The sequence below is a fragment of the Pacificispira sp. genome (assembly GCF_965228185.1).
Taxonomy (GTDB): Bacteria; Pseudomonadota; Alphaproteobacteria; order UBA8366; family Aestuariispiraceae; genus Pacificispira.
Map to the genome: position 1 here is coordinate 552,940 of NZ_CBDDHE010000006.1, position 22,082 is coordinate 575,021.

A 22,082-nucleotide genomic window follows, 5' to 3' on the forward strand; every position below is an offset into this window, starting at 1 on the left:
GGCACGATCTGAACCCATTCCCCTGGACCCCCGCCTTCGCGGGGGTGACGAACAGGGCTCATGAGGGAGGGGCGGTATCTAGGGCTACCTATACCGGCACGGCTTCCCCTTCCCCCGTCATTCTCGCGAAAACGGAGATCCAGGGGCATTGGCGCGTTTCCCACCCATATTCCCAGCCCTCGCCTTCACGGGGTGACGGCGGCGCTGGCCACGCTCCTGCAACGGCCGCCTGACCACGGGCGTTCGTCTCAAACGCGGAGAGCCCGAAGGTTTCGCGGAGGACGCCGAGAGACAATGAGGGTCTCCGCGTCCTCCGCGTTCTTTATTTACGGTGTCCCGTCGTGTTCCTGCGAAAGCAGGAACCTTCCTCGCTTCGGCAGGGCTTTCCCTTCCCCCGTCATTCCCGCGCAGGCGGGAATCCAGGGATACAGGCACGATCTGGACGCATTCCCCTGGCCCCCCGCCTTCGCGGGGGTGACGATTAGACAACTAGGGAGAGGGAATAACCGGAGGTACCTATACCGGCCCGGCGTCGAATTGCTGCGGCAGGGCGACCAGCAGCATGGCGCGGGAGGGGCCGGGGGCGGTGTTGAGGATGCTGTGCGGGCGGTCGGCGTGGTAGCGCAACGTGTCGCCCGCGCGGCCTTCGACGCGCATGTCGCCGACCTCCACCGCGACCGACCCGTCGAGGCAGGTCAGATGCTCATAGGTTCCCGGCGCATGGGCGTCCGAGATCAGCGCGCCGCCCTTCTCCATCCGCATCTCGTACCATTCGACCGGCAGAACGGTGCGGAACGGGCTGAGCATGTGCAAGGTGACGAGACCGTCCCGGCTCTTGCTGGTCGGCATGGAATAGGCGTGGACATGTTCGATGACCGGCGCTTCCGGCGGCGCGCCGACCATCAGGTCGGCCATGTCGAGGCCCAGCGCCTGCATCAGGTTCCAGACCACGGCAAAGGTCGGGTTGACCGAGCCCCGCTCGATCTGGCTCAGCATGGATTTGGACACGCCGCTGCGTTCCGCGACCTGTTCCAGGGTCAGCCGGTGCGCCTTGCGCGCCTTGCGGATAAAGTCGCCGAGCCTCGGCGGCGGCGGCAGGCCGTCCCTCACCGGAATCCTCCGTCACACTGTGTCTGATTCCAGTATATCGAACGGGATTCCGTCGGGAAAGTCAGCCGAGCGCCATGCCGGCATCCCGCGCCGCCTCTTTCAGGATCGGGACATATTGATCGATCATGGTCTTCACCGACACGCGACCCTTGTTGACCACGACATTCAGTGCGCCGATGGCATGACCGGCGGCGCCCGGCACCGGGACGGCAACGGACAGCGCGCCCAGCTCGTACTCCTCCTCCGTCACCGCATATCCGCGGTCGGCGGTGCGGCCCAGGATGACCTTCAGCGCCCCGCGGTCGATCACGGTGTACTGCGTTTCCGAACGCGGCGCGATGACGGTCAGCAATTGTTCGCGCTCATTCGGCGCGACATGGGCCAGATAGGCCCGGCCGATCGCCGTCGCCGCCATGGGCAGGCGCGCGCCGATGGTGAAGCGGGTGGAAAACAGCCGGTCCTCGCAGATCGCATGGGCGACATAGACCATATCCGGCCCGCTCGGCAGGCCCAGGGAACAGGTTTCCCGCAGGGTATCGCTGGCCCGGCGCAGGATCGGATTGACCCGTTCCCCGATCTCGCTGGACCGCAGGAAGGAAAAGCCGAGCGTCAGGATTTTCGGCGTCAGGCTGTAGCGGCCCCGCGCCTGTTCGGCATAGCCCATCGCCTCCAGCGTGCGCAGGATGCGGCGCGCGCCGGCGCGGCTGAACCCGGTCTGCACGGCGGCCTCTGCGATGGTCATGCTGGGCGTGTCGGGGCCGAAGGCGGCGATCAGGGTCAGGCCCTTGGCCAGGGTCTGGACGATCTCGCCATCGTTTCCATCCGGCAGGGACGGCACCGCGCTGTCAGTAGATTTCGAAATATTCACGCTGTTCCCAATCCGTCACCTCGGCAAAGAAGCGGGACACTTCCGCCTTCTTGATCACCGTCAGATAGTCGACGAAGGCATCGCCGAATGTCCTGCGATAAAAATCGCTGGCGGCGAAAGCGTCAATCGCCTGCAGGATGGTGCGCGGCAACAGATCGCCCGCGGCATAGGGTTCTTCCGTCGGCGGCGGCGGCACGGCCCCGCGCCGGATGCCGTCGAGGCCCGAGGCCGCCTGGGCGGCGAGACAGAGATAGGGGTTGGCCGCCGGTTCCGGCGCGCGGTTTTCGATCCGCGTCGCGGCATCCCCGGCCCCGCCGACGACGCGCAGCATCGCGCCCTTGTTGTCCAGCCCCCACAGAATGCGGTCGGGTGCCAGGACGAAGGGACGGTAGCGCTTGTAGCCGTTGATCGTCGGCGTGGTCATCAGGCAGCTTTCCGCCGCCCGTTCCAACAGCCCGGCCACGAAACCATAGCCCGCGGGCGACAGCGGCGCGTCCGGGACGGCAAAGGCGTTCGACCCGTCTGCCGCGATCAGCGACTGATGCACATGCCAGCCGTTGGAGAAGATTTCCGGCAGGGCCGGGCGGCACATGAAGGTCGCGTGATAGCCCTCGCGCCGCAGCGCCTGTTTGACCGCGCTGCGGAACAGGACCGTCGCGTCGGCGGTCGCCATGCCGTCCTGAGGATGGAAGGTCGCCTCCACCTGGCTGGGTCCGAATTCGACCTCCAGGCTGCGCAGCGGCAGGTTCAGCCCGGCGCAGGTCTTGCGGACGATCTCGAAGACCGGGTCCAGCTCGTCGGCGCGGCTTTCGGTCAGATACTGATAGCCGCGCGTGGTCAGCGACGTGCCGAAGGGCGCGGGCGGATGGCCCGCATCGGCATGGGTCAGCTTCGGGTCGTCCAGCTTCAGGACCGTGAATTCCAGTTCCAGCCCGGTGCGGTAGGTGAAACCCGCCGCCGCCATATCGGCCAGCACCCGGCGCAGCAGGCTGCGGGTGCAGAAGGGCAGCGGCGTCCCGTCCTTCAGATAGAGATCGCAGAGCAGCCAGCCGGTCGTCGGCGCCCAGGGCAGCACCTGGAACGTCGCCGGATCGGGCAGCATGACGATATCGCCCGCCCCTTTCAGACCCGGCAGATCGTATCCGCCATCCTTGGTCCAGACCGGGAAGACCGTGCGGTGCGAAGTATCCTTCAGCAGCAGGGTCGAGGTCATGGGACAGCCGCCGTCCAGCGCCGCGCGCAGCCCGTCGACCGGCAGGGTCTTGCCGCGCAGCAGCCCGTGCTGATCGGCGAAGGACAGCCGTACCGTCTCGATCCCCGCCTCGGCCGCGCGGGCCAGAACCTGCTCCACGCGGTCGCGCCGGGCCTCCGGGTCCGGTACTTCGAATTGCAACGTCATCGGATCAACGCCCCCAACGCTTCCCTACTCTGCCGCGGCGGCCGGTTTCGGCGACCAGGGGGCAGCATCGCGCCGCGCGCGGTCGCAGGCAAGCCAGGCGTCGGACCAGGCATCCGGCGCCGCCACCGTATCGACCGCCACCGGCCCCCGGATCGCCTCCGGTCCGCCCTCGGTATCGAGGATCGGCAGCACACCCTCACCCTTGCGCACGGTCTTGATCGCGCGCAGCAGCATCCGGCGATAGGCGGCGATGGCGACATCGGTCTGGCCCAGATGTTCCTTGGTCCGGTCCTGGATCGGGCCCGGCGATTCCACCGCCCATTGGTCATGGACATTGATGTCGTCGCCCATGCCGGTATAGGTCCGCATCTTCTGTTCGACCGGGTCGTAGCCATAGCCGTTCCGCTTCCCGACCTTCGGGATATAGTCCGGCAGTTCATAGAGCTGCAGCCGCTGTTCGCGCATCTTCGCGTGGTCCACCGGCTGCCCGAAACTGGTGAAGATCGCATACCAGTAGCAGGTCTCGTCATCGACCGGGACATGCCATTGGGTGATGGTCATCTCGTTCGACATCGGGATGGCGATGGCCTGGGGGAAGATCTGGTTGGTCACCCGGACATGCATCGCCTCGCCGTTCAGGTCGCGCAACGCGGTGATGCGCAGCCCGTAATCCGTCGTCTCGACCTCGATCTTCGGGCGCGGGAAATCGCGCAGCACCCGGGTCATCGGAATATCCGTGCCGCCGACATAGTCGCGGAACTGCTTGCCATAGCCGTCCGCCGGATCGTCGTCTTCCAGATAGCGGTGCAGGAAGGACGCATGCGCCGGGTCGATCCCGACTTCCAGCGCCTGCAGCCAGTTGCTTTCGATCAGCCCCTTGAAGGCGAAGGTGTGGCTTTCCGGCGCGGTCAGGCAGTCGATCTCCGGCAGGGAAGGGGCCTCCCCCTCGCCCAGATAGGCGAAGACGATGCCGTTGCGCTCGACGCAGGGATAGGCGGTCGTGCGGATCCGCTGGGCCAGCGTGCTTTCTTCCGGTTCCGCCGGGGTTTCCTGACACTGGCCGTCCGTCCCGAACTTCCAGCCATGGAAGGGACAGCGCAGCCCGCCGTCTTCCAGCCGCCCATAGCACAGATCGGCGCCGCGATGCGGGCAATGCCGGTCGATCAGGCCGTAGCTGCCGTCCTCGTTGCGGAAGGCGACCAGACGCTCGCCCAGAATGGTGACCGGGCGCACCGGGCGCGGACCGTCGAATTCCACCGTCAGCGCCACCGGCTGCCAATAGCGGCGCAGCACCGCCCCGGCCTCCGTTCCCGGCCCGGTGCGGGTCAGGGTCCGGTTCATTTCCTCGCTGATCATCGCCAAACATCTCCCGGCTGGTAAGTTTGTTCGATATACGAACGTGTGTTCGATAATCAGTATGACGCAAAAATCTTTGCCTGCAAAGGGGGTCCGTTTCTAGGGACCGCCTCCGCGCGGGCCTATAATCGGTCCTACCATTTCAAGGCATCGGGGATCGGACAGATGGGCACATCACGGCGCATTCAGGTCGGCATTGTCGGCTGCGGCCCGGCGGGGCTGCTGCTGTCGCAATTGCTGCATGTGAACGGCATCGAGTCCGTGATCCTGGAGCGCCGGGACCGCGCCTATGTCGAGGGCCGCATCCGCGCCGGCGTCCTGGAGCAGGGCACGGTCGACCTGCTGCGCGCCGCCGGGGTCGCCGGCCGGCTGGAGCGCGAGGGCCTGATCCATGGCGGGATCGAGATCGCCGGGGCCGGCGAGCGCATCCGCATCCCGCTGACCGACCTGACCGGCGGCAAGGTGGTGACGATCTATGGCCAGACCGAGGTCACAAAGGATCTGATCGCCGCGCGGCTGGCGGCGTGCGGCGAGATCGTCTTCGAGGCGGAGGATGTCCAACCGCTGGATTACGACACCGATCGGCCGCGCCTGACCTATCGCAAGAACGGCGAGACAGTCGAGCTGGCCTGCGATTTCATTGCCGGCTGCGACGGGTTCCACGGCGTGTGCCGCGCCAGCCTGCCCGAAGGCGCGATCCAGACCCTGGAGCGGGTCTATCCCTTCGGCTGGCTCGGTGTCCTGGCCAAGGCCCCGCCCGCCTCGGACGAACTAATCTATGCCCATCACGAAAACGGCTTCGCGCTGTTCAGCATGCGCTCCGCCACCATCTCGCGGAACTACCTGCAATGCCGCCCGGACGAGGATCTGACCGAATGGCCCGACGCCCGGGTCTGGGACGAGCTGCGCCTGCGGGTCGGCGACAGCGACGGCAGCCTGGTCAACGAGGGCGAAGTGCTGGAAAAGAGCGTCGTGCCGATGCGCAGCTTCGTCGCCGAACCACTGCGCCACGGCCGCCTGTTCCTGGCCGGCGATGCCGCCCATATCGTCCCGCCCACCGGCGCCAAGGGGCTGAACCTCGCAGCCTCCGACATCCACTATCTGCACCGCGCCCTGATCGCCCATTACAAGCACGGCGACGACAGCGGCCTGGACAGCTATTCCCAAACCGCCCTGGCCCGCATCTGGAAGGCCGAGCGTTTCTCCTGGTGGATGACCAGCCTCCTCCACACCTTCCCCGACACCCGCGCCTTCGAAAACCGCATGCAACTGGCGGAAATCGAATACCTGCTGGCGTCAAAGGCCGCGCAAACGAGCCTGGCGGAGAACTACGTGGGGCTGCCGTTTTAGGGGGGGGGCGAGGCGATGCGGCAGGAGCACCTTCACCCCATTAAAAGAAAAAACCTTGTCAAACACAACCTAGAAAACAAAAACTTACGCGGCTACATAGTTCTTTAGCACCACATCGTTCTCAAGCGCGTCCCCGAACATCCTCATGATCGCAATTGTATTGTCGGCCACCTCAGACAAGTCTTCCAGTCCTACCATGGTGTCTTCACCATGAGCTATGGCATTCCGACGCTTCAGCAACACAACATCAATAAAAGTATGGAATCTCTCAAAAACGTCACAATCCACGTCACACACGAGGCATATATCACACAAAACATCGTAATTTAGATTTGATTTAGTATTAATCAAATCTTCGTTTAATTTGGAGAATCTTCGACCTGAAGAACTAAAAATATCATCCAACAAATCACATCTTTGAGTTATACTTGATTTTGTTTTTGATAGTGCCGCAAGTTTCGGCAGAAAATAATTCTTTAGAAACTGAGGCGAGAGCTCAGAGTATTGCAATCGTCGCAATGCGATATGCTCAAGGTACTTTCGGGCTGAAAATCTCACAAACCCCTCCCAATGCGCATAACAAACGGCCACGATTGCACGCAACAATACGCGCTGCAGGTTCTTGTCAGATCTTAATATTTCCGCCTTCAAGTCAGATATTTCTTTGATACGCCAAGTTCGATCATTGGTTATCTGGTTAGAAAAATCTTCGGCAGAAATTGGCTTACTCATGGGCAGAACCACCTTTCTCCAAAGGGAACGGTCCTTTGAATTCGAGTTGTCCCACGCAAACCAGGAGACGTGAAGTTATCTGTGTCTGGCTGCCTCCAGAACCCTTCAATCTTCTCACTCACGAATGCAACGGCCCGATCCATACCAAGAGCTTCTATATGATTGAGGTTTTTCGCTACCCCGACAGCAATACCTTCAAGACCAACCAACCCAACTTTGCCAATATGACGACCGTCTTGGAATCGGCGAAGCGCGTTGCTCCCATGAGCCTCGCTCAACAAATTGAAAGTACGCCTGATCTGGTTCGAAGCCTCACCTTGGTCCATAGTTTTGGCTAGCTGGACAATCCCCTCATCTATGTACTCTTCGACATCCAACCGACCATCATAGGGGATATTTGCATGAACTAGAAATCGAGTCGCCATTTCCATATGACGTTGTCTCTCAGCTTGCTCTTCGGTAATTGACATCACGTTCCGAAAAGCTTGGAAATCAGCAACATCCTTAATCGCAAGAAAGAACTCGCGATTTATCATAAGTATAATGCAGTTGCGTAGCTCTTGAGGGTTAGCTTGCGTGCCTCCAGCATTAAGTCTCTGGAAAAGGTCAAACTTGGTCAAGTCGTCACTGGGTCGCTTGAGAATCTCAACCCCTAGCCGTGCGCGGCGAATTGAAAGTTGTTGCGATTTATCAAGTGGTTGTTGTTCGTTGTACCCCACCCCTCCAATTAGATCTGACCGTTCCCAAACAGCATTATATAGAGAAGGTAGATACTTCGTTGCTTCTAGAACCGACGGAACCTGGAAACCATCGTCAGGGCTTCGCAATTTTCCCATGAATTCCAAGATTGTGGATATGCGCTGAAGCCCATCAATCAGTTCCCAACGGCCATCATCTTTCTCAAACACAAACACCGAAGGTAGCGGGATACCCAACAACAGTGATTCAATTAGCTTTGACTTTTGGCCTACATCCCACCGAAAAAGCCTCTGAAACTCAGGATCGATAATAATCTCTTCATCATCATACATACTGACGATTTCACCAATCGACATCTGATATGCGTCAGTCCGAACCCTTCGACCTGCTTGTTCGATTTCTTCCGCCAGCATGATCGCCCCCTTGGTGTAAGCAGATGATTCCGAGTCGTGCTCCGGAGAACCGGCTTTACAATATTGCCGATCGGAGACGCTCACATCAGCATTCAAGCACGAGTGCCGACAGTCAAGCTCACCATTGATAGTAGAACAGTTACGACCAATTGGGCCTGAAAACTCAAAGAGCGATAGGCCCGATTTGTTTGGTTAGACTATCCCAGACGCAAGTTTTTAGTCTTTAAAGCCCCAAAATCCCCCGCGCCTCCGCGACGCTCGCCGGGTGGCGGTCGTACTTGCCGCAGAGGTCCGCGACACGGGCGACGAGTTCGGCGTTGCTGGCGGCGAGGCGGTCCTTGTCGAATTTGATGTTGTCTTCCAGGCCGGTGCGGCAATGGCCGCCGAGTTCCAGGGCCCAGTGGTTCATCTGGAGCTGGTGGCGGCCGATGGCGGCGGCGGTCCAGGTGGCGTCGGGCATCAGTTCGCGCAGTTCCTTCAATTCGAATTCCAGCACCTCGCGGCGGACCGGCAGGGCGTTTTTCAGGCCGGAGACGAACTGGACATGGGCGGGACCGACGATCTCGCCGCGGTCGACCATGTCCTTGGCGGCGTAGAGCATGGCGAGGTCGAAGATTTCGATCTCCGGCTTCACGCCGTTCTGCTTCATCGCGGCGGCCAGGTCGCGGACCAGGTCGGGGTGGTTCTCATAGACCATGGATGGGAAATTGACCGAGCCGGTGGCGAGCGAGGCCATGTCCGGCTTCAGATGGATCATGCTGCCACGTGAGGACGGGTCGCGGCCGCGCCCACCGGTCGAGAATTGCACGATCATGCCGGGGCAGTGTTTGCGCACGCCCTTCAGATAGGCGTCGAATTTCGCCGGGTCGGAGGAGACGGACTGATCCTCCTCGTTGCGCATATGGACATGGACCAGGGTGGCGCCGGCCTCGAAGGCCTCCTGGGTGGAGTCGATCTGCTCCGCGACCGAGATCGGCACGGCGGGATTGTCTTCCTTCTTCGGGACGGAGCCGGTGATGGCGACGGTGATGATGCACGGCGTGCTGCTCATGGGAAGGTTCCTCAGGTAGTCGGGCGATTTTGTATGCGGGGGTCAGACGTCGAAGAAGACGGTTTCCGACGCGCCCTGCAGGTGAATGTCGAAACGGTAGACCACGCCGCGATCGGTCTCGTGCCGCGCCGCGATCAGGGTGCCGCGCCGGGCCTCCGGCACGCGGGCCAGGACCGGGTCGGCGGCGTTCGCCTCCTCCTCGTCCGCGAAATAGAGCCGCGTATAGGCGTGGGACAAAAGCCCGCGCGCGAAGACGATGACATTGATATGCGGCGCCTGGCCTTCATCGGCCGCGCCCGGCTTCACGGTCTCGAAGACGAAGCGCTTGTCCTTGTCGGTCCCGGTGCCGCAGCGGGCAAAACCGTTGAAGGCGCTGTTGGCCGCCTTGTCGGTGCCGGGATAGCGGCCTTGCGCATCGGCCTGCCAGATTTCGATCATGGCGTCGTCGATCGGATCGCCGTTGCCGTCCAGCACGCGGCCTTCGACCAGGATTCGCGGCCCGCCGCCGGCTTCCAGCCCGCCGACCGTGGGATGGGCGATGCTTTTCAGGCGATAGCCGTATTGTTCCGGCGTCAGGCCATAGGCGAAATAGGGGCCGACGGTCTGGGACGGGGTCTGTCCTCTGGAGGTCATGGCTCAGCCCTCCATCGGTGTCGCGGCGCTGCCGCGCAGGACGATGTCGAAGCGGTAGCCCAGGGCATAGGCTTCCTGGGTCACCTCGATGTCGAAATCGGCGACCAGACGGGTGCGCACCGGCTCCGGCGTCGCCTTGAAGATCGGATCGAGATCCAGCAGCGGATCGCCCGGGAAATACATCTGCGTCACCAGCCGCGTGCCGAAGCCGGGCCCGAACAGCGACAGGTGGATGTGGTTCGGGCGCCAGGCGTTGAAATGATTGGGCCAGGGATAGGCGCCGGGCTTCACGGTCAGGAAGCGGTAGACGCCGTCGGCATCCGTGGCGCAGCGCCCCGCGCCCAGGAAGTTCGGGTCCAGCGGTGCGTCGTGCCGGTCGCGGCTGTGGACATAGCGGCCGGCGGCATTGGCCTGCCAGACCTCGACCAGCGTGTCCGGGACGGCGCGGCCGTTTTCGTCCATCACGCGGCCGGTGACGATGATGCGCTCGCCCTGCGGCTCGCCGTTGACGCGGCCGTTGCGGGTCAGGTCGGCATCGTCGCCGAAGACGAAATCCTTGCCGAAGCGCGGGCCGGACAATTCGCCGATCCCGGCCGGCAGGGTCACCAGCGGCTGGGTCGGGCCGCGCAGGCCGGTCGATTTGTATCCGGGATCGCGATAGGCCGGATGGCTGGCCCAATCGCGCGGGCTCAGGCTGTCTGACATGTTACGGCGTTTCCTCTTCTGCCATGGCCGCCAGCTCCCGCTTGACGATTTTGATCGCCTTGTTGGCGGCGGGAACCCCGGCATAGACGGCGACATGCATCAGCGCCTCGCGCAGATCTTCCGGGGTCGCCCCGGTATTGCGCGTGGCGCGGACATGCATCGCCACTTCCTCGTCGTGACCCAGCGCAGCCAGCAGCGCCAGGGTGACGATGCTGCGCTCGCGCTTGGTGAAATGATCGCCGGCCCAGACGGTGCCCCAGGCACCTTCGGTGATGAAGGATTGGAAGGCCTCGTCGAAATCGGTCTTTGCCGCCTCGGCACGGTCGACATGCGCGTCGCCCAGAACGGAGCGCCGCACTTTCATGCCGGAAACATACCGGCGAGTTTGTTTTTCGGTCTCGGACATACGCCAGAGTATCTCAGCCAGCGGCCCGCGCTCAAATCGTTCTATCGCTCAAGACCTGTTCCCGGTCATGGAATACCGGTATCCGAACATATCGTTCGACAGTCGAACCGGACAAAAGAAACCCGGAACGAAATGCCGTCCCGGGTCGCCAAAGAGTTTGTGAGGCGCCGGCGGTCCCCCCCAGAACCGCCGGCTGGGCACATAGGGCGCGACCGCGAGATCGCCCCCCCTCCCATAACGCGCCCCGCCTAGATGGCGAGGTATTCCTGCCGCAGCTCGGCGTTGTCCAGAACCTCCTGCGCGGTGCCGTCGAACACGACCTGGCCCATGTCCAGGATGATCGCCCGGTCCGCCAGATGCAGGGCGGCGATGGCATTCTGTTCGACGATGATGGTCGTCATGCCGTGGCTCTTGATCTCCTGCAGCGTGCGTTCGATTTCCTGCACGATGACCGGGGCCAGCCCTTCATAGGGCTCGTCCAGCAGCAGCAGCTTGACGTCGCGGGCCAGGGCGCGGGCGACGGCCAGCATCTGCTGTTCACCGCCGGACAGGGTCACCCCTTCCTGACTGCGCCGCTCGCCCAGGCGCGGGAACAGATCGTACAGCCGCTCGATCGACCAGCCATGCGGCTCCGCGATCTGGGCCAGCTGCAGGTTCTCATGCACCGTCAGCCCCTGGATGATACGCCGGTCTTCCGGGACCAGACCGATGCCGTTGCGGGCCGCCTGGAAGGCGCGCATCTCGTGCAGCGGCTGATGGTCCAGCCAGATCTCGCCATGGCGCAGTTCCGGATCGTCGACCCGGGCGATGGCCCTGAGGGTCGAGGTCTTGCCGGCACCGTTGCGGCCCAGCAGCGCCAGAATCTCGCCCTCGCGGACATCGAAGCTGACGCCCTGGACGATATAGCTTTCGCCGTAATAGGCGTGCAGGTCCCAGCAGGAGAAATAGGCGTGGTTGCCGCCCTGGCCGCGGACTCCCGGAACGCCGGGCGCGGTCTGCTTTTCGCCGGTTTTTTCCATCGTGTCGGTCATAGATGCGCCCCTCCGAGATAGGCTTCCTGGACTTTCGGATTGCCCTTGATATTCGCCGGCACGTCCTCGGCGATGACCGTGCCCTGGGCCAGGACCGAAATCCGGTCGGCCAGGGAGAAGACGACATGCATGTCGTGCTCAATCACGATCTTGGTGATGCCGCGCTCGCCGATCCGTTTCAGAAGGTCGATCGTCGCGTTGGTGTCGGCGCGGCTCATCCCCGCCGTCGGCTCGTCCAGCAGCAGTAGGACCGGGTCCTGAACCAGGCACATGGCCAGTTCCAGCCGCCGCTTGTCGCCGCGCGACATGCTGGACGCGATCTTGTTGCGGTCTTCCTGCAGCCCGACCTCTTCGAGGATGTTCATGGCCTTCTCGCGGACCTCGCCTTCCCGCTCCACATCGCGGAACGGGTTCAGCTTGAACGATCCGTCGCGGCGGGCGAAGGCCGGGATCATGACGTTTTCCAGCAGCGACAGATCGGTGAAGATCTCCGGCGTCTGGAACACCCGGACCACGCCGGTCTGGTTGATCTCGTGCGGCTTCAACCCCAACAGCGACTTGCCGTTGAACATTACCGTGCCGGTATCCGGGTCCAGGCGGCCGACGAAGCAGTTCAGCAGCGTCGACTTGCCTGCCCCATTGGGGCCGATGATGGCGTGAACGGAGCCTTCCTCGACATCGAGATTGACGTTGTTCAGCGCCTTGAGACCGCCGAAGTTCTTATTGACGTCTCTGACTTCCAAGATGCCCATGGTTATTCTCCCGGCATCGGCGAGGAGCGACGCCCGCCTTCGTTTTCGTTCTTCTGCGCCTTACCCGTACGCCGGGCGATCAGCTTGCCGATCCGGGACAGACCTTCGGTCACGCCGCCCGGCAGGAAGATCACGATCAGCATGAACAGAATGCCCAGGCTCAGGTGCCAGCCTTCGCCGACGAACAGCGAGGTGACGGAAACCAGGACTTCCGACAGCCCATCCGGCAGGAAGCTGTAGATATTGGCGAGAGTCTGATCGTTGAACGCCGAGAAGATGTTCTCGAAATACTTGATCAGCCCGGCACCGATGATCGGACCGATGATGGTTCCGACCCCGCCCAGGATGGTCATCAGCACGACCTCGCCGGACGCCGTCCACTGCATGCGCTCCGCGCCCGCCAGCGGGTCGATGATGCACATCAGCGCGCCGGCAAGACCGGCATACATACCGGAGATGACGAAGGCCGCCAGCGTATAGGGACGCGTGTTGACGCCGGTATAGTTCAGGCGGTTCTGGTTCGTCTTCACCGCCTTCAGCATCATGCCGAAGGGCGAGCGGAAGATCCGCATCGCGATGAAGACCGTGATCACCAGCAGGATGCCGCAGAAGTAAAATCCGGTCATGCCCTGCATCTGATAGCCGAAGATCTGCGAGATCAGCGGCCCGGTGGTCTCGACCGTCTTGTCGTCGAAGATCCGGGGATCCTCATGCAGGACGCGCAGGCCGGTTTCGCCATTGGTGATCGGCGTCAGGACCGAATAGGCCAGATTGTAGCACATCTGGGCAAAGGCCAGCGTCAGGATCGAGAAGTAGATCCCCGACCGGCGCAGGCTGATGAACCCGATGACCAGGGCGAAGACGCCCGCCACGACGACCGAGGCGATGACCGCCGGGATCGGGTTCATGCCCAGAAGCTTGAACGTCCAGACCGCCGTGTAGGACCCGACGCCCAGGAAGGCCGCATGGCCGAAGGACAGATAGCCGGTCAGGCCGAACAGGATGTTGAAGCCGGTGGCGAAGATCCCGAAGATCGCGAAACGCTGCATCAGGTCGGGATAGTTGGCCCCGAACGGCGCCAGCCAGATCGGCATGGTGAAGACGGCGACGGCGAAGAGCGCGATCAGAACGAGATCGCCCTTTTCGGAGGATTGGCTGAAGAATTTCATCATGGCGCCTTACTCCATCACACCCTTGCGTCCCATCAGGCCGCGCGGACGAACCAGCAGCACGACGATGGCAACAAGGTAGATGATGATCTGGTCCAGGCCGACGATGCCGACCTTGGACAGGATATCGCGGACCGCGGTCATCGAGGCGAAGGACTGAAGCACACCCAGCAGGAACCCTGCCGCGACGGCCCCCGGCAGGCTGCCCATGCCGCCGACGACGACGACGACGAAGGACAGGACCAGGAAGTCCATGCCGATGTGATAATCCGGCGGCAGGATCGGCGTGTACATGACGCCCGCCAGACCGGCGACCACGGCGGCAATGCCGAAGACGATGGTGAAACGCCTGTCGATATTGATCCCCAATAGCCCGACCGTTTCCCTGTCCGCCATGCCGGCCCGGACGACCATGCCGAATGTGGTGAACTGCAGGAAGGCGAAGACCGCGGCGATGACGAAGCCCGAGAAGATCAGATAGACGATGCGCCACCAGGGATAGACCAGTGCGCCCGGATCCCCGAACAGCGCGCCGATATCGGCCGCCCCCTGAACGATGGACGGCGCGTCCTGCTGGATCGGGTTGGCGCCATAGATCGCCTTCACGATTTCCTGCAGCACGATGGCCAGGCCGAAGGTAACAAGAATCTGTTCCGCGTGTGGGCGCTTATAGAAGAAGCGCACCAGACCGCGTTCCATCGCGATGCCGACCAGCAGCATGAATGGAATGGCGATCAGAATGGAGAGTGGCACCGAGTAGTCGATGATGGTCAGGCCGAAATCGCCGAACCATTCCTGGGCGTAAGGCGTCCGGATTTCCAACGGCGTGCCCCAGGCCGTCGTTTCAGTCTCGGACAACGCCACTTTTTCCAGGGTCAGGGCCCTATTGATCGTAACGGCGCAGAACGCGCCCAGCATGAAAAGCGCCCCATGCGCGAAGTTCACGACGCCCAGCGTCCCGAAAATCAGCGTCAGGCCCAGCGCGATCAGCGCGTAGGCCGCCCCTTTGTCGAGGCCGTTGAGCACCTGTAGGAGTATCGCGTCCATGGCGACAGCCCTCCCCTAATAGCGACGATTATGAACCAACCGCGATTGTTGTTTACCACATCCCCGCGAGCCGGATCGGCGGCCGCCCCGATATCGGGACGACCGCCGGTTCCGTTAGTCTGGGAACCCCTTAACCCGCGTTGCAGGCCCCGAGGTCGCCAGCGAACTCGTCGCCGGTCGGGTCGTAGGTGACCTTCTCGGCCGGGACTTCCTGAACGACTTCCAGAAGGTCGAACTGAGAGGTCGGGTTTTCGTTACCCTTCACGACCAGAACCTTCTTGAAGCACTGGTGGTCGTCGGCGCGATACAGCGTCGGACCGTTGCCCATGCCGTCGAATTCGAAGCCTTCCAGGGCTTCGACGATGGCGCAGGGGTTGAACGACCCGGCACGCTGGGCCGCATCGGCGTACAGCAGCGCCTGGACATAGCAGGTATGGGCGGCCTGCGACGGCGGGAAGCCATACTTGGCGCCGAAGGACTTCACGAAAGCCTGCGAGGCCTCGTCCTGCAGCGACCAGTGCCAGTTGGTGGAACCGAAGATGCCCTTCACGTTTTCGCCGGCACCCTGAGCCATCAGGCGGGAATACAGCGGAACGACGATTTCGAAGTTCTTGCCGTTAACCTGCTTGTCGCGCAGACCGAACTGAACCGCCTGAGTCAGCGAGTTCACCATGTCCTTGCCGTAGTGGTTCAGGATCAGCACGTCGGCACCGGAGTTCAGAACCGGCGTGATGTACTGCGAGAAGTCGCCCGCGCCGAGCGGCGTGCGAACGGCGTTGACCGTTTCCCAGCCGATCGCTTCGGAATACTTCTTGATCGAGCCTTCCTGCGACCAGCCCCAGGTGTAGTCGGCGGTCAGGTGGTAGGCCTTACGATCGTTACCGTAGTTGGCTTCCATCACCGGGCCCAGCGCGGCGCCGGACATTTCGGTGTTGAAGAAGTGGCGGAAGCCGTTGCGGCGGCGGTCCTTGCCGGTCGTGTCGTTGGAGTGCGTCAGGCCGGCCATGAAGATCACGCCCGCTTCCTGGCACAGCGACTGCACCGCGATGGCCACGCCCGAGGACGAGCCGCCCGTGATCATGATGGCGCCGTCTTTTTCGATCATGCGCTTGGCCGAGGCGCGCGCCGCGTCCGATTTGGTCTGGGTGTCACCGGTGGTGAACTCTACCTTCTTGCCCAGGACGCCGCTTCCTTTCAGCTCCTTGGACGAGAACGTGTTCAGCAAACCGCCGTCGCCTTCGCCGTTCAGGTGCTCGACGGCGAGCTGATAGGCCCGCAGTTCGTCGGCGCCTTCATCGGCATAGGCACCGGTCTGCGGCACGTTGAAACCGAACGTGACGGAGCTGCCCGTCGGTTCGTTCACATAAGCACTGGCACCTTTGGTGAAGAAGTACGGCGACGCGAAAGCCGCCGCACCCATCGCTGCCGTCCCCTTCAGCAGAGTCCGGCGGTCAATCTTGGACTTGAAGCCACCCATATTCGTTTCCTCCTAAAATTTTCATGTCTCGTTCGCTTACCCGCCCCCCGTTGGAGCTGCCGTGAGCGGGCGAGTCCGAGAGCGGCTTAGCGCCTGGCCGCCCATAAGAGCAGGGCATGCAACCGAGGCGCAGCGGCATTTGTAAATTAACTTTGTAAAAAACTCAATAACTCATTGACATGTAACGATTTTTCTGTCAAAACTAAACATAATTCCAGACAAGGTATGTCAAAATTTTACGTTGCAGCGCACAAAACCGAAATTTTCGAACGGGTTAGAGGCTTTCCGCGCAATGAACGAAAACACCCGAAATCGTACCGTGCCGTCACCCGGCCCACGCAGCCTTCGCCGCACAGCCACCCGGCCGGCGGAAAATTCTCCCCTGGGCGGGCAAGCCGCGATCGGTTTGAAGATCCGCGAGCGCCGCGCCAAGCTGGGCATATCCCAGACGGAACTGGCCGAGCGGCTGGGCATATCTCCCTCCTATCTGAACCTGATCGAACGCAACAAACGAAACATCGCGGCGCGCCTGATGCCGGGATTGGCGCAGCATCTGCGTGTCGACGTCGAATGGCTGGACGGTGAGTCGGAACGCCGTCTGGCGCAGGAATTGCGCGAGTTGGCGGGTGACCCGATCCTGCGCAATTTCGACCTGGATTCCAGCGCGTCCGATCTGGTTGCGCGCTCCCCGGAATGGGCGCGGGCGCTGGTCACGCTGTATCGCGCCTATATGAACCGAAGTCAGGCGGTCGCAGCCCTGTCCGACCGATTGAACCAGGACCCCTATCTGGGCGACGCAGTGCACACCATGCTGACCAAGATCACCGCCATCCGGTCAGCCGCGGAAATCCTGGAGACCGTACCAGACCTGGACGAGCCTGAACGCACACGGTTTCAATCCGTCCTGTTTAAGGAAAGCACCAATCTGTCGGGCATTGCGGAAGGGATCGCCCAGTTCTTCGATACGGCGGATACCGACACGGCGGCAATGACCCCGGCGGAGGAAGTGGACGATTTCATCGTCGCGCGAGACAATTACATCGAGGAACTCGAGGAGGTCGCGGGTGCGTTGCGCGCTGAGGTCGATCCGTTCGGCGCGCCGTCAGACTCGCGGATGACAGAATTCCTGGAGCGCCGGCTGGGCGTGACGGTCCGGTTCGTTCGCGATTCGGCGATGGAGGCCGGAAAACTGTGGAACCAAGTGCATTTCGAACCGGAAACACGGACGTTCAGCATTTTGGAAAGCGCCGCCGGATCCAGCTACCGGTTTCAACTGGCACGGCTGATCTGCCGGTTGCGTTTGGGCGATCCCATCCGCAGGCTGGCCAATGCATCGCCCCTGCTGCGCAGCGCGGAAGCTCGGGAGCGCGCGTCGGGCGCCATGGCGTCCTATGCGGCGGCCTGTCTTCTGATGCCCTATGACGCGTTCCGGGCGGCGGCGGAGGATGCGCGCTATGACATCGAGTTCCTGGCCCGGAAATACGGCGCCAGTTTCGAACAGATCTGTCATCGTCTGGTTTCCCTGAAACGTCCGGGATCGGAAGGCGTGCCCTTCGCCTTCATGCGCACGGACCCGGCCGGCTTCGTCACCAAGCGGATGCCGCTGCCGCGTCTGCCGTTGCCGCGCTACGGCAATGCCTGCCCCTTGTGGGCCGTCTACAACGCCTTTCAGACACCGGGCGCAATCTGCCGCCAGATCGCCGATTTTCCCAATGGCGAACGTTTCCTGTTCGTCGCTCGGGCTCAGGGGAAGGTGCAGCATCGGTTCAACGCGCCGCGCCATCTGGTCAGCGTCATGGTCGCCTGCGACGCGCTGTACGCCGACCGGACGATCTATGCCGACGGGCTGGACCTGTCCGCACCCGGCCTGGCCGTACCCGTCGGCCCAAGCTGCCGCCTATGCGCCCGGCGCGCCTGCATCTATCGGGAAGAAGCGCCGATCCACGAGGTGGCCGGGGCTGTAACGCCATCGTAACCGTTGCGCATTATCCGACCCGACGGTACGGTCAAATCAACAAGTCGAGCCAATCGACGCGCGATGAACGTTTGGGAGGAACCGGCCGTGCCGACGCGTGTGCTGATCGCGGAGGACGAACCGAACATCGTCGAGTCGCTGAGCTTCATCTTGAGCCGTTCCGGCTGTGATGTCGCGTCTGCACCTGATGGGGAATCGGCACTGAATTCGATCCGCGGTGATCGCCCCGATGTGGTGATCCTGGACGTGATGCTGCCGAAGATGAACGGGTTCGAAGTCCTGAAGACAGTTCGGTCCGACGCCGAATTGAAGACGATTCCCATCATCATTCTGACCGCCAAGGGTCAGAGCCAAGACCGCCGCATGGCGGAGGAGATCGGCGCCGACGCCTTTGTCACCAAGCCGTTTTCCAATCAACACATCATCGACACGGTGAAGGGGCTGACCGGCGGATGAGGCGCAGCATGCGATCGGCTTCCGCCATTCGGAAGGCGCGCGACGTCGCCGTCGTAATCCCGGTCGTCTGCACCTTCCTGTTCATGCCACCGCTGATCCATATCGCGTCCGACGCCGGCAGTCTGTTCGGCATTCCCACGGTCGTGATCTATCTTTTCGGGATCTGGGGGGCCGCCGTCGCCCTGACGGCCTGGAACTCCCGCCGCCTCGACGCCCCGGAACAGGACGACGCCTTCCGGATCGACAGCAAGGACGCGCCGCCCTGACGGCGGCTGTCCGGTTCGCGCGATGCTTTCCGCCAATCTCGTCTTCGCCGTCTCGCTGGGCTATGTGGCCCTGCTGTTCTTCGTTGCCTATCTGGGCGATAAGCGGGCCCGCGCCGGTCAGTTGGGCCTGTTCCAATCGCCGCTGATCTACACGCTGTCGATTTCGGTCTATTGTACCTCCTGGACCTTCTATGGCGCCGTCGGTTCCGCCGTGCGCAGCGGGATGGAGTTCATCACCATCTATACCGGTCCGACCATCGTCTTCATCGGCTTCTGGTTTCTGCTGCGCAAGCTGGTGCGGATCGGGCGGGTCCACCGCATCACCTCGATCGCCGACCTCATCTCCTCCCGCTATGGCAAGGGGGAAAGCCTGGCGGTGCTGGTCACCCTGATCGCCATCGTCGGATCGACCCCCTATATCGCGCTGCAGCTCAAGGCGGTGACGACCAGTTTCCAGGTGATCAGCGGCGGCGGGTTCGCCGACCCGGACCAGCCGGTTTTCGCCGACCCGGACTATACGATGGCTTTTTGGATCGCCGCCGGGATGGCCGTCTTCACCATCGTCTTCGGCACCCGCAACATCGACGCCAACGAACGCCATCACGGCGTGGTCGCGGCCATCGCCCTGGAGGCCCTGGTCAAACTGTTCGCCCTGATCGCGGTCGGGCTGTTCGTCGTCTTCTATCTGGCGGACGGCCCGTCGGAGATCTTCTCCATGGCTCCGCCGGGTCTGCTGAACACCGAGGAAGTGTTCGGACCGCGCTGGATTACCCTGACCTTCCTGGCGGCGACGGCCGTCATCTGCCTGCCGCGCCAGTTTCAGGTGACGGTGGTGGAAAATGCCGACGAACGGCATCTCTACACCGCGTCCTGGATGTTCCCGCTGTATCTGCTGTTAATCAGCCTGTTCGTCCTGCCCATCGCCATCGGCGGCCTTACATTCCTGCCGGAAACGGCCAATCCGGACATGTTCGTGCTGACCCTGCCCATGGCGATGAACCAAGATCTGCTGGCGCTGATCGCCTTTCTGGGCGGGTTCTCCTCCGCGACCTCCATGGTTATCGTCGCCTGTATTGCACTGTCGACCATGGTTTCGAACCATGTCGTGATGCCGTTGGCGCTGCGCCTGCCCTGGGTCGAAATGAAAGCCAGCGGCGATGTGCGGCGCCTGCTGCTGATCAGCCGCCGGACCAGCATCTGTCTGGTCCTGCTGCTGGGCTTCGTTTACTTCCGGCTCAGCGCCAAATCCGATGCGTTGGCAGCGATCGGCCTGATCGCCTTCGTCGGCGTCGCCCAGTTCCTGCCCAGCCTGATCGGCGGCCTGTACTGGCGCCAGGCCTCCGCCAAGGGCGCCTTCGCCGGCCTCCTGGCGGGCTTCCTGATTTGGCTCTACACGCTGTTCCTGCCCAGTTTCGAGGGTGCGTTCCTCATCCCGCTTTCCGTCATCGAAAACGGTCCCTGGGGTATTTCCTTCCTGCGGCCCGAGGCCCTGTTCGGGTTGGAAGGCATGGATCCGTTGGTCCACGCGTTGTTCTGGAGTCTGTGTCTGAACACGCTAATCTTCGTGATCGTCTCGCTGATCTTCGATCCGAAACCGTTGGAGCGATTGCAGGGCGCGCTGTTCATCGACGTCTTCCGCACGCCCGCCGACAATGAAGCGCGGTTCATCCGGCGTTACGCGGCCAGCAACGACCTTTTCGTCGTCGCCCAACGCATCCTGGGAACCGAATCTGCCTATCGCGTGTTCAGCGAATTCGCCCAGAACCAGGGCGTTGCCGGGCACCTGCCCCGCGCCGACGACGAATTCATCGGCCATCTGGAACGCGAACTGGCGGGCAGCGTGGGCGCGGCGACCGCCCGCGCGATGATCCTGCAGGTGGTCAAGGGCGAGACGATCAGCCTGGACGAGTTGATGAAGATCGTCGACGAGACGCAGCAGGTCATCGACTACAGCCGTCAATTGGAGGTCAAATCCCACCAGCTGCAGCAGACCGCACGGCAATTGCGCGAGGCAAACGAGCGTCTGAAGCAACTGGACGTCCAGAAAGACGATTTCCTGAGCCAGGTCAGCCACGAGTTGCGCACGCCCATGACGTCCATCCGCTCCTTCGCCCAGATCCTGCTGGACACGCCGGATATGGACGAGAAGGAAACCAAGCGGTTCACCGGCATCATTCTGGAGGAAAGCCAGCGCCTGACCCGGCTGCTGGACGAGATCCTGGATCTGGCGCGCCTGGAAGGCGAGCAGATCGATTGGGAACTGCATGAGATCGACGCGTCCGAAGCACTGAAACGGGCGATCGCAACCTGTCAGGGCCTGGCGGCACAGAGCAATGTCACCCTGGAATTCCGGGACGAGGCGAAGGGCACGATCATCGAAGCGGATGACGACCGGCTGCGGCAGGTCTTCCTCAATCTGATCACCAACGCGATCAAGTACAATTCGTCGCCGGAGCCCAAGGTCACGGTGCTGAGCGCCATCGAGAACGGCCGCTATTGCGTCTCTGTCGAAGACAATGGCGCAGGCATCCGGGCCGACGACCGGGAACGGATATTCCAGAAGTTCTCCCGCGGCTGGCGGCAGTCCAAGGACGGCCGGTCGGGCACGGGACTGGGCCTGGCGATCAGCTGGCAGATCATGCAGCGCCTGCGCGGGGATTTGGAATTGCTGCCCCAGGAGGACGGAACCGGCGCACGGTTCAAGATCAGCCTGCCCTGTAAGGAACGCGCCGCGGCCGAGTGAGCCGCGACGGTCCCAAGCGACGAATGCGCGTCAGTTGCCGAAGGTCGCGTAGAGCATGCGGGAGATGTCGCTTTCCAACGGGAAGGACAACATGCCCATCACGTCATAGCCCAGCATGGCGGGCATGGCGTAAAAGCGAAACAGGAAGAAGAACCACGCAACATAGAGCGGTACGATCGGCTCCAGCAGGAAGCCGGGTGTGATCGGTTTGAACACCCGGAGAATCGGATCGGTCGCCTTCACAAAGACCCGCATGAAGAAGAAGGACGAATCGACGGGCAGGAAAATGTTCATCGCCGTGCGTCCGATCAGCGTCCACATGACCACGCCCAACGCGTAATCCAGGATGATCACCCAGACTGGAAACTGTTCCAACATGCCTGCCCAACCCCCCGATGCGAGCCTTTAAAGCCACCGTCATTGCCCCTCTGTCGGGCCTGCGGT

21 protein-coding genes are annotated in these 22,082 nt (G+C 62.4%); 5 read left to right on the plus strand and 16 right to left on the minus strand.

Annotated elements, in window-relative coordinates; all coding sequences use genetic code 11:
• Positions 1-516: 516 nt before the first annotated feature.
• The 4 genes from ACO06O_RS13270 to ACO06O_RS13285 all read right to left on the minus strand — a co-directional run bounded on the left by ACO06O_RS13270 (position 517) and on the right by ACO06O_RS13285 (position 4,733).
• Complete coding sequence (locus ACO06O_RS13270; protein ID WP_421880500.1) at positions 517-1,110, minus strand: helix-turn-helix domain-containing protein; 594 nt, start codon at positions 1,108-1,110, stop codon at positions 517-519.
• Positions 1,111-1,171: 61 nt separating this feature from the next.
• Positions 1,172-1,978, minus strand: coding sequence for an IclR family transcriptional regulator domain-containing protein (locus ACO06O_RS13275; protein WP_421880503.1), 807 nt, complete (start codon positions 1,976-1,978; stop codon positions 1,172-1,174).
• Positions 1,956-3,377 carry a glutamine synthetase family protein gene (locus ACO06O_RS13280; protein ID WP_421880505.1) on the minus strand — a complete coding sequence of 474 codons (1,422 nt, stop codon included), beginning with the start codon at positions 3,375-3,377 and terminating at the stop codon, positions 1,956-1,958. Before ACO06O_RS13280 ends, ACO06O_RS13275 begins: the two co-directional genes overlap by 23 nt.
• Before the next feature lie 24 nt (positions 3,378-3,401).
• The gene (locus tag ACO06O_RS13285; RefSeq protein ID WP_421880508.1) at positions 3,402-4,733 is read right to left on the minus strand and encodes a Rieske 2Fe-2S domain-containing protein; all 1,332 of its coding nucleotides are present in this window, start codon (positions 4,731-4,733) and stop codon (positions 3,402-3,404) included.
• A 165-nt stretch (positions 4,734-4,898) separates the two neighbouring features.
• On the opposite strand from ACO06O_RS13285, the gene pobA reads away from it, so the two are divergent.
• On the plus strand, positions 4,899-6,083 hold the full coding sequence (gene pobA, locus ACO06O_RS13290) for a 4-hydroxybenzoate 3-monooxygenase (RefSeq protein WP_421880511.1): 1,185 nt from the start codon (positions 4,899-4,901) through the stop codon (positions 6,081-6,083).
• An 84-nt stretch (positions 6,084-6,167) separates the two neighbouring features.
• On the opposite strand, the gene ACO06O_RS13295 is transcribed toward pobA, so the two are convergent.
• The 11 genes from ACO06O_RS13295 to ACO06O_RS13345 all read right to left on the minus strand — a co-directional run bounded on the left by ACO06O_RS13295 (position 6,168) and on the right by ACO06O_RS13345 (position 16,198).
• Positions 6,168-6,815: an MAE_28990/MAE_18760 family HEPN-like nuclease gene (locus ACO06O_RS13295; RefSeq protein WP_421880514.1), complete on the minus strand. Its 648-nt coding sequence runs from the start codon at positions 6,813-6,815 to the stop codon at positions 6,168-6,170.
• A complete protein-coding gene (locus tag ACO06O_RS13300; RefSeq protein ID WP_421880517.1) occupies positions 6,812-7,927 on the minus strand; it encodes a DUF262 domain-containing protein in 1,116 nt (371 codons plus the stop codon). Before ACO06O_RS13300 ends, ACO06O_RS13295 begins: the two co-directional genes overlap by 4 nt.
• 223 nt (positions 7,928-8,150) lie before the next feature.
• The gene (locus ACO06O_RS13305) at positions 8,151-8,978 is read right to left on the minus strand and encodes a 3-keto-5-aminohexanoate cleavage protein (RefSeq protein ID WP_421880520.1); all 828 of its coding nucleotides are present in this window, start codon (positions 8,976-8,978) and stop codon (positions 8,151-8,153) included.
• Between the two features lie 42 nt (positions 8,979-9,020).
• Positions 9,021-9,611, minus strand: a complete 591-nt coding sequence (gene pcaG / locus ACO06O_RS13310) for a protocatechuate 3,4-dioxygenase subunit alpha (RefSeq protein WP_421880523.1) — start codon at positions 9,609-9,611, stop codon at positions 9,021-9,023.
• A gap of 3 nt (positions 9,612-9,614) precedes the next feature.
• Positions 9,615-10,316, minus strand: a complete 702-nt coding sequence (pcaH, locus tag ACO06O_RS13315; protein ID WP_421880525.1) for a protocatechuate 3,4-dioxygenase subunit beta — start codon at positions 10,314-10,316, stop codon at positions 9,615-9,617.
• Position 10,317: 1 nt separating this feature from the next.
• Complete coding sequence (gene pcaC / locus ACO06O_RS13320) at positions 10,318-10,722, minus strand: 4-carboxymuconolactone decarboxylase (protein ID WP_421880529.1); 405 nt, start codon at positions 10,720-10,722, stop codon at positions 10,318-10,320.
• A gap of 248 nt (positions 10,723-10,970) precedes the next feature.
• Complete coding sequence (locus tag ACO06O_RS13325; RefSeq protein WP_421880531.1) at positions 10,971-11,753, minus strand: ABC transporter ATP-binding protein; 783 nt, start codon at positions 11,751-11,753, stop codon at positions 10,971-10,973.
• The gene (locus ACO06O_RS13330) at positions 11,750-12,505 is read right to left on the minus strand and encodes an ABC transporter ATP-binding protein (RefSeq protein WP_421880534.1); all 756 of its coding nucleotides are present in this window, start codon (positions 12,503-12,505) and stop codon (positions 11,750-11,752) included. Before ACO06O_RS13330 ends, ACO06O_RS13325 begins: the two co-directional genes overlap by 4 nt.
• Positions 12,506-12,507: 2 nt before the next feature.
• Positions 12,508-13,677 carry a branched-chain amino acid ABC transporter permease gene (locus ACO06O_RS13335; RefSeq protein ID WP_421880537.1) on the minus strand — a complete coding sequence of 390 codons (1,170 nt, stop codon included), beginning with the start codon at positions 13,675-13,677 and terminating at the stop codon, positions 12,508-12,510.
• A 6-nt stretch (positions 13,678-13,683) separates the two neighbouring features.
• Positions 13,684-14,721 (minus strand): branched-chain amino acid ABC transporter permease, encoded by a 1,038-nt coding sequence (locus ACO06O_RS13340; RefSeq protein ID WP_421880540.1) that lies wholly within the window; start codon positions 14,719-14,721, stop codon positions 13,684-13,686.
• Between the two features lie 130 nt (positions 14,722-14,851).
• On the minus strand, positions 14,852-16,198 hold the full coding sequence (locus ACO06O_RS13345; RefSeq protein ID WP_421880543.1) for a substrate-binding protein: 1,347 nt from the start codon (positions 16,196-16,198) through the stop codon (positions 14,852-14,854).
• A 292-nt stretch (positions 16,199-16,490) separates the two neighbouring features.
• On the opposite strand from ACO06O_RS13345, the gene ACO06O_RS13350 reads away from it, so the two are divergent.
• The 4 genes from ACO06O_RS13350 (at position 16,491) to ACO06O_RS13365 (ending at position 21,638) form a co-directional block, all read left to right on the plus strand.
• On the plus strand, positions 16,491-18,173 hold the full coding sequence (locus ACO06O_RS13350) for a helix-turn-helix domain-containing protein (protein WP_421880547.1): 1,683 nt from the start codon (positions 16,491-16,493) through the stop codon (positions 18,171-18,173).
• Positions 18,174-18,260: 87 nt separating this feature from the next.
• Positions 18,261-18,629 (plus strand): response regulator transcription factor, encoded by a 369-nt coding sequence (locus ACO06O_RS13355; RefSeq protein WP_421880550.1) that lies wholly within the window; start codon positions 18,261-18,263, stop codon positions 18,627-18,629.
• An 8-nt stretch (positions 18,630-18,637) separates the two neighbouring features.
• Complete coding sequence (locus tag ACO06O_RS13360) at positions 18,638-18,895, plus strand: hypothetical protein (protein WP_420419699.1); 258 nt, start codon at positions 18,638-18,640, stop codon at positions 18,893-18,895.
• A gap of 22 nt (positions 18,896-18,917) precedes the next feature.
• Positions 18,918-21,638 carry an ATP-binding protein gene (locus ACO06O_RS13365; RefSeq protein ID WP_421880553.1) on the plus strand — a complete coding sequence of 907 codons (2,721 nt, stop codon included), beginning with the start codon at positions 18,918-18,920 and terminating at the stop codon, positions 21,636-21,638.
• Between the two features lie 30 nt (positions 21,639-21,668).
• Here the strand turns inward: ACO06O_RS13365 and ACO06O_RS13370 are convergent, their stop codons facing one another.
• Entirely contained in the window at positions 21,669-22,016 is a 348-nt protein-coding gene (locus tag ACO06O_RS13370; protein ID WP_420419697.1) for a hypothetical protein, read from the minus strand.
• Positions 22,017-22,082: the final 66 nt, after the last annotated feature.

Excerpts from the sequence above, each read along its gene's own strand:
- ACO06O_RS13365 (WP_421880553.1), top strand. The coding sequence starts at position 18,918 with ATGCTTTCCGCCAATCTCGTCTTCGCCGTCTCGCTGGGCTATGTGGCC.
- ACO06O_RS13370 (WP_420419697.1), bottom strand. The coding sequence starts at position 22,016 with ATGTTGGAACAGTTTCCAGTCTGGGTGATCATCCTGGATTACGCGTTG.
- pcaG (WP_421880523.1), bottom strand. The coding sequence starts at position 9,611 with ATGACCTCCAGAGGACAGACCCCGTCCCAGACCGTCGGCCCCTATTTC.
- pobA (WP_421880511.1), top strand. The coding sequence starts at position 4,899 with ATGGGCACATCACGGCGCATTCAGGTCGGCATTGTCGGCTGCGGCCCG.
- ACO06O_RS13345 (WP_421880543.1), bottom strand. The coding sequence starts at position 16,198 with ATGGGTGGCTTCAAGTCCAAGATTGACCGCCGGACTCTGCTGAAGGGG.
- ACO06O_RS13330 (WP_421880534.1), bottom strand. The coding sequence starts at position 12,505 with ATGGGCATCTTGGAAGTCAGAGACGTCAATAAGAACTTCGGCGGTCTC.
- ACO06O_RS13305 (WP_421880520.1), bottom strand. The coding sequence starts at position 8,978 with ATGAGCAGCACGCCGTGCATCATCACCGTCGCCATCACCGGCTCCGTC.
- ACO06O_RS13285 (WP_421880508.1), bottom strand. The coding sequence starts at position 4,733 with ATGATCAGCGAGGAAATGAACCGGACCCTGACCCGCACCGGGCCGGGA.
- ACO06O_RS13335 (WP_421880537.1), bottom strand. The coding sequence starts at position 13,677 with ATGATGAAATTCTTCAGCCAATCCTCCGAAAAGGGCGATCTCGTTCTG.
- pcaC (WP_421880529.1), bottom strand. The coding sequence starts at position 10,722 with ATGTCCGAGACCGAAAAACAAACTCGCCGGTATGTTTCCGGCATGAAA.
- ACO06O_RS13295 (WP_421880514.1), bottom strand. The coding sequence starts at position 6,815 with ATGAGTAAGCCAATTTCTGCCGAAGATTTTTCTAACCAGATAACCAAT.
- ACO06O_RS13340 (WP_421880540.1), bottom strand. The coding sequence starts at position 14,721 with ATGGACGCGATACTCCTACAGGTGCTCAACGGCCTCGACAAAGGGGCG.
- ACO06O_RS13280 (WP_421880505.1), bottom strand. The coding sequence starts at position 3,377 with ATGACGTTGCAATTCGAAGTACCGGACCCGGAGGCCCGGCGCGACCGC.
- ACO06O_RS13300 (WP_421880517.1), bottom strand. The coding sequence starts at position 7,927 with ATGCTGGCGGAAGAAATCGAACAAGCAGGTCGAAGGGTTCGGACTGAC.
- ACO06O_RS13360 (WP_420419699.1), top strand. The coding sequence starts at position 18,638 with ATGCGATCGGCTTCCGCCATTCGGAAGGCGCGCGACGTCGCCGTCGTA.
- pcaH (WP_421880525.1), bottom strand. The coding sequence starts at position 10,316 with ATGTCAGACAGCCTGAGCCCGCGCGATTGGGCCAGCCATCCGGCCTAT.
- ACO06O_RS13325 (WP_421880531.1), bottom strand. The coding sequence starts at position 11,753 with ATGACCGACACGATGGAAAAAACCGGCGAAAAGCAGACCGCGCCCGGC.
- ACO06O_RS13350 (WP_421880547.1), top strand. The coding sequence starts at position 16,491 with ATGAACGAAAACACCCGAAATCGTACCGTGCCGTCACCCGGCCCACGC.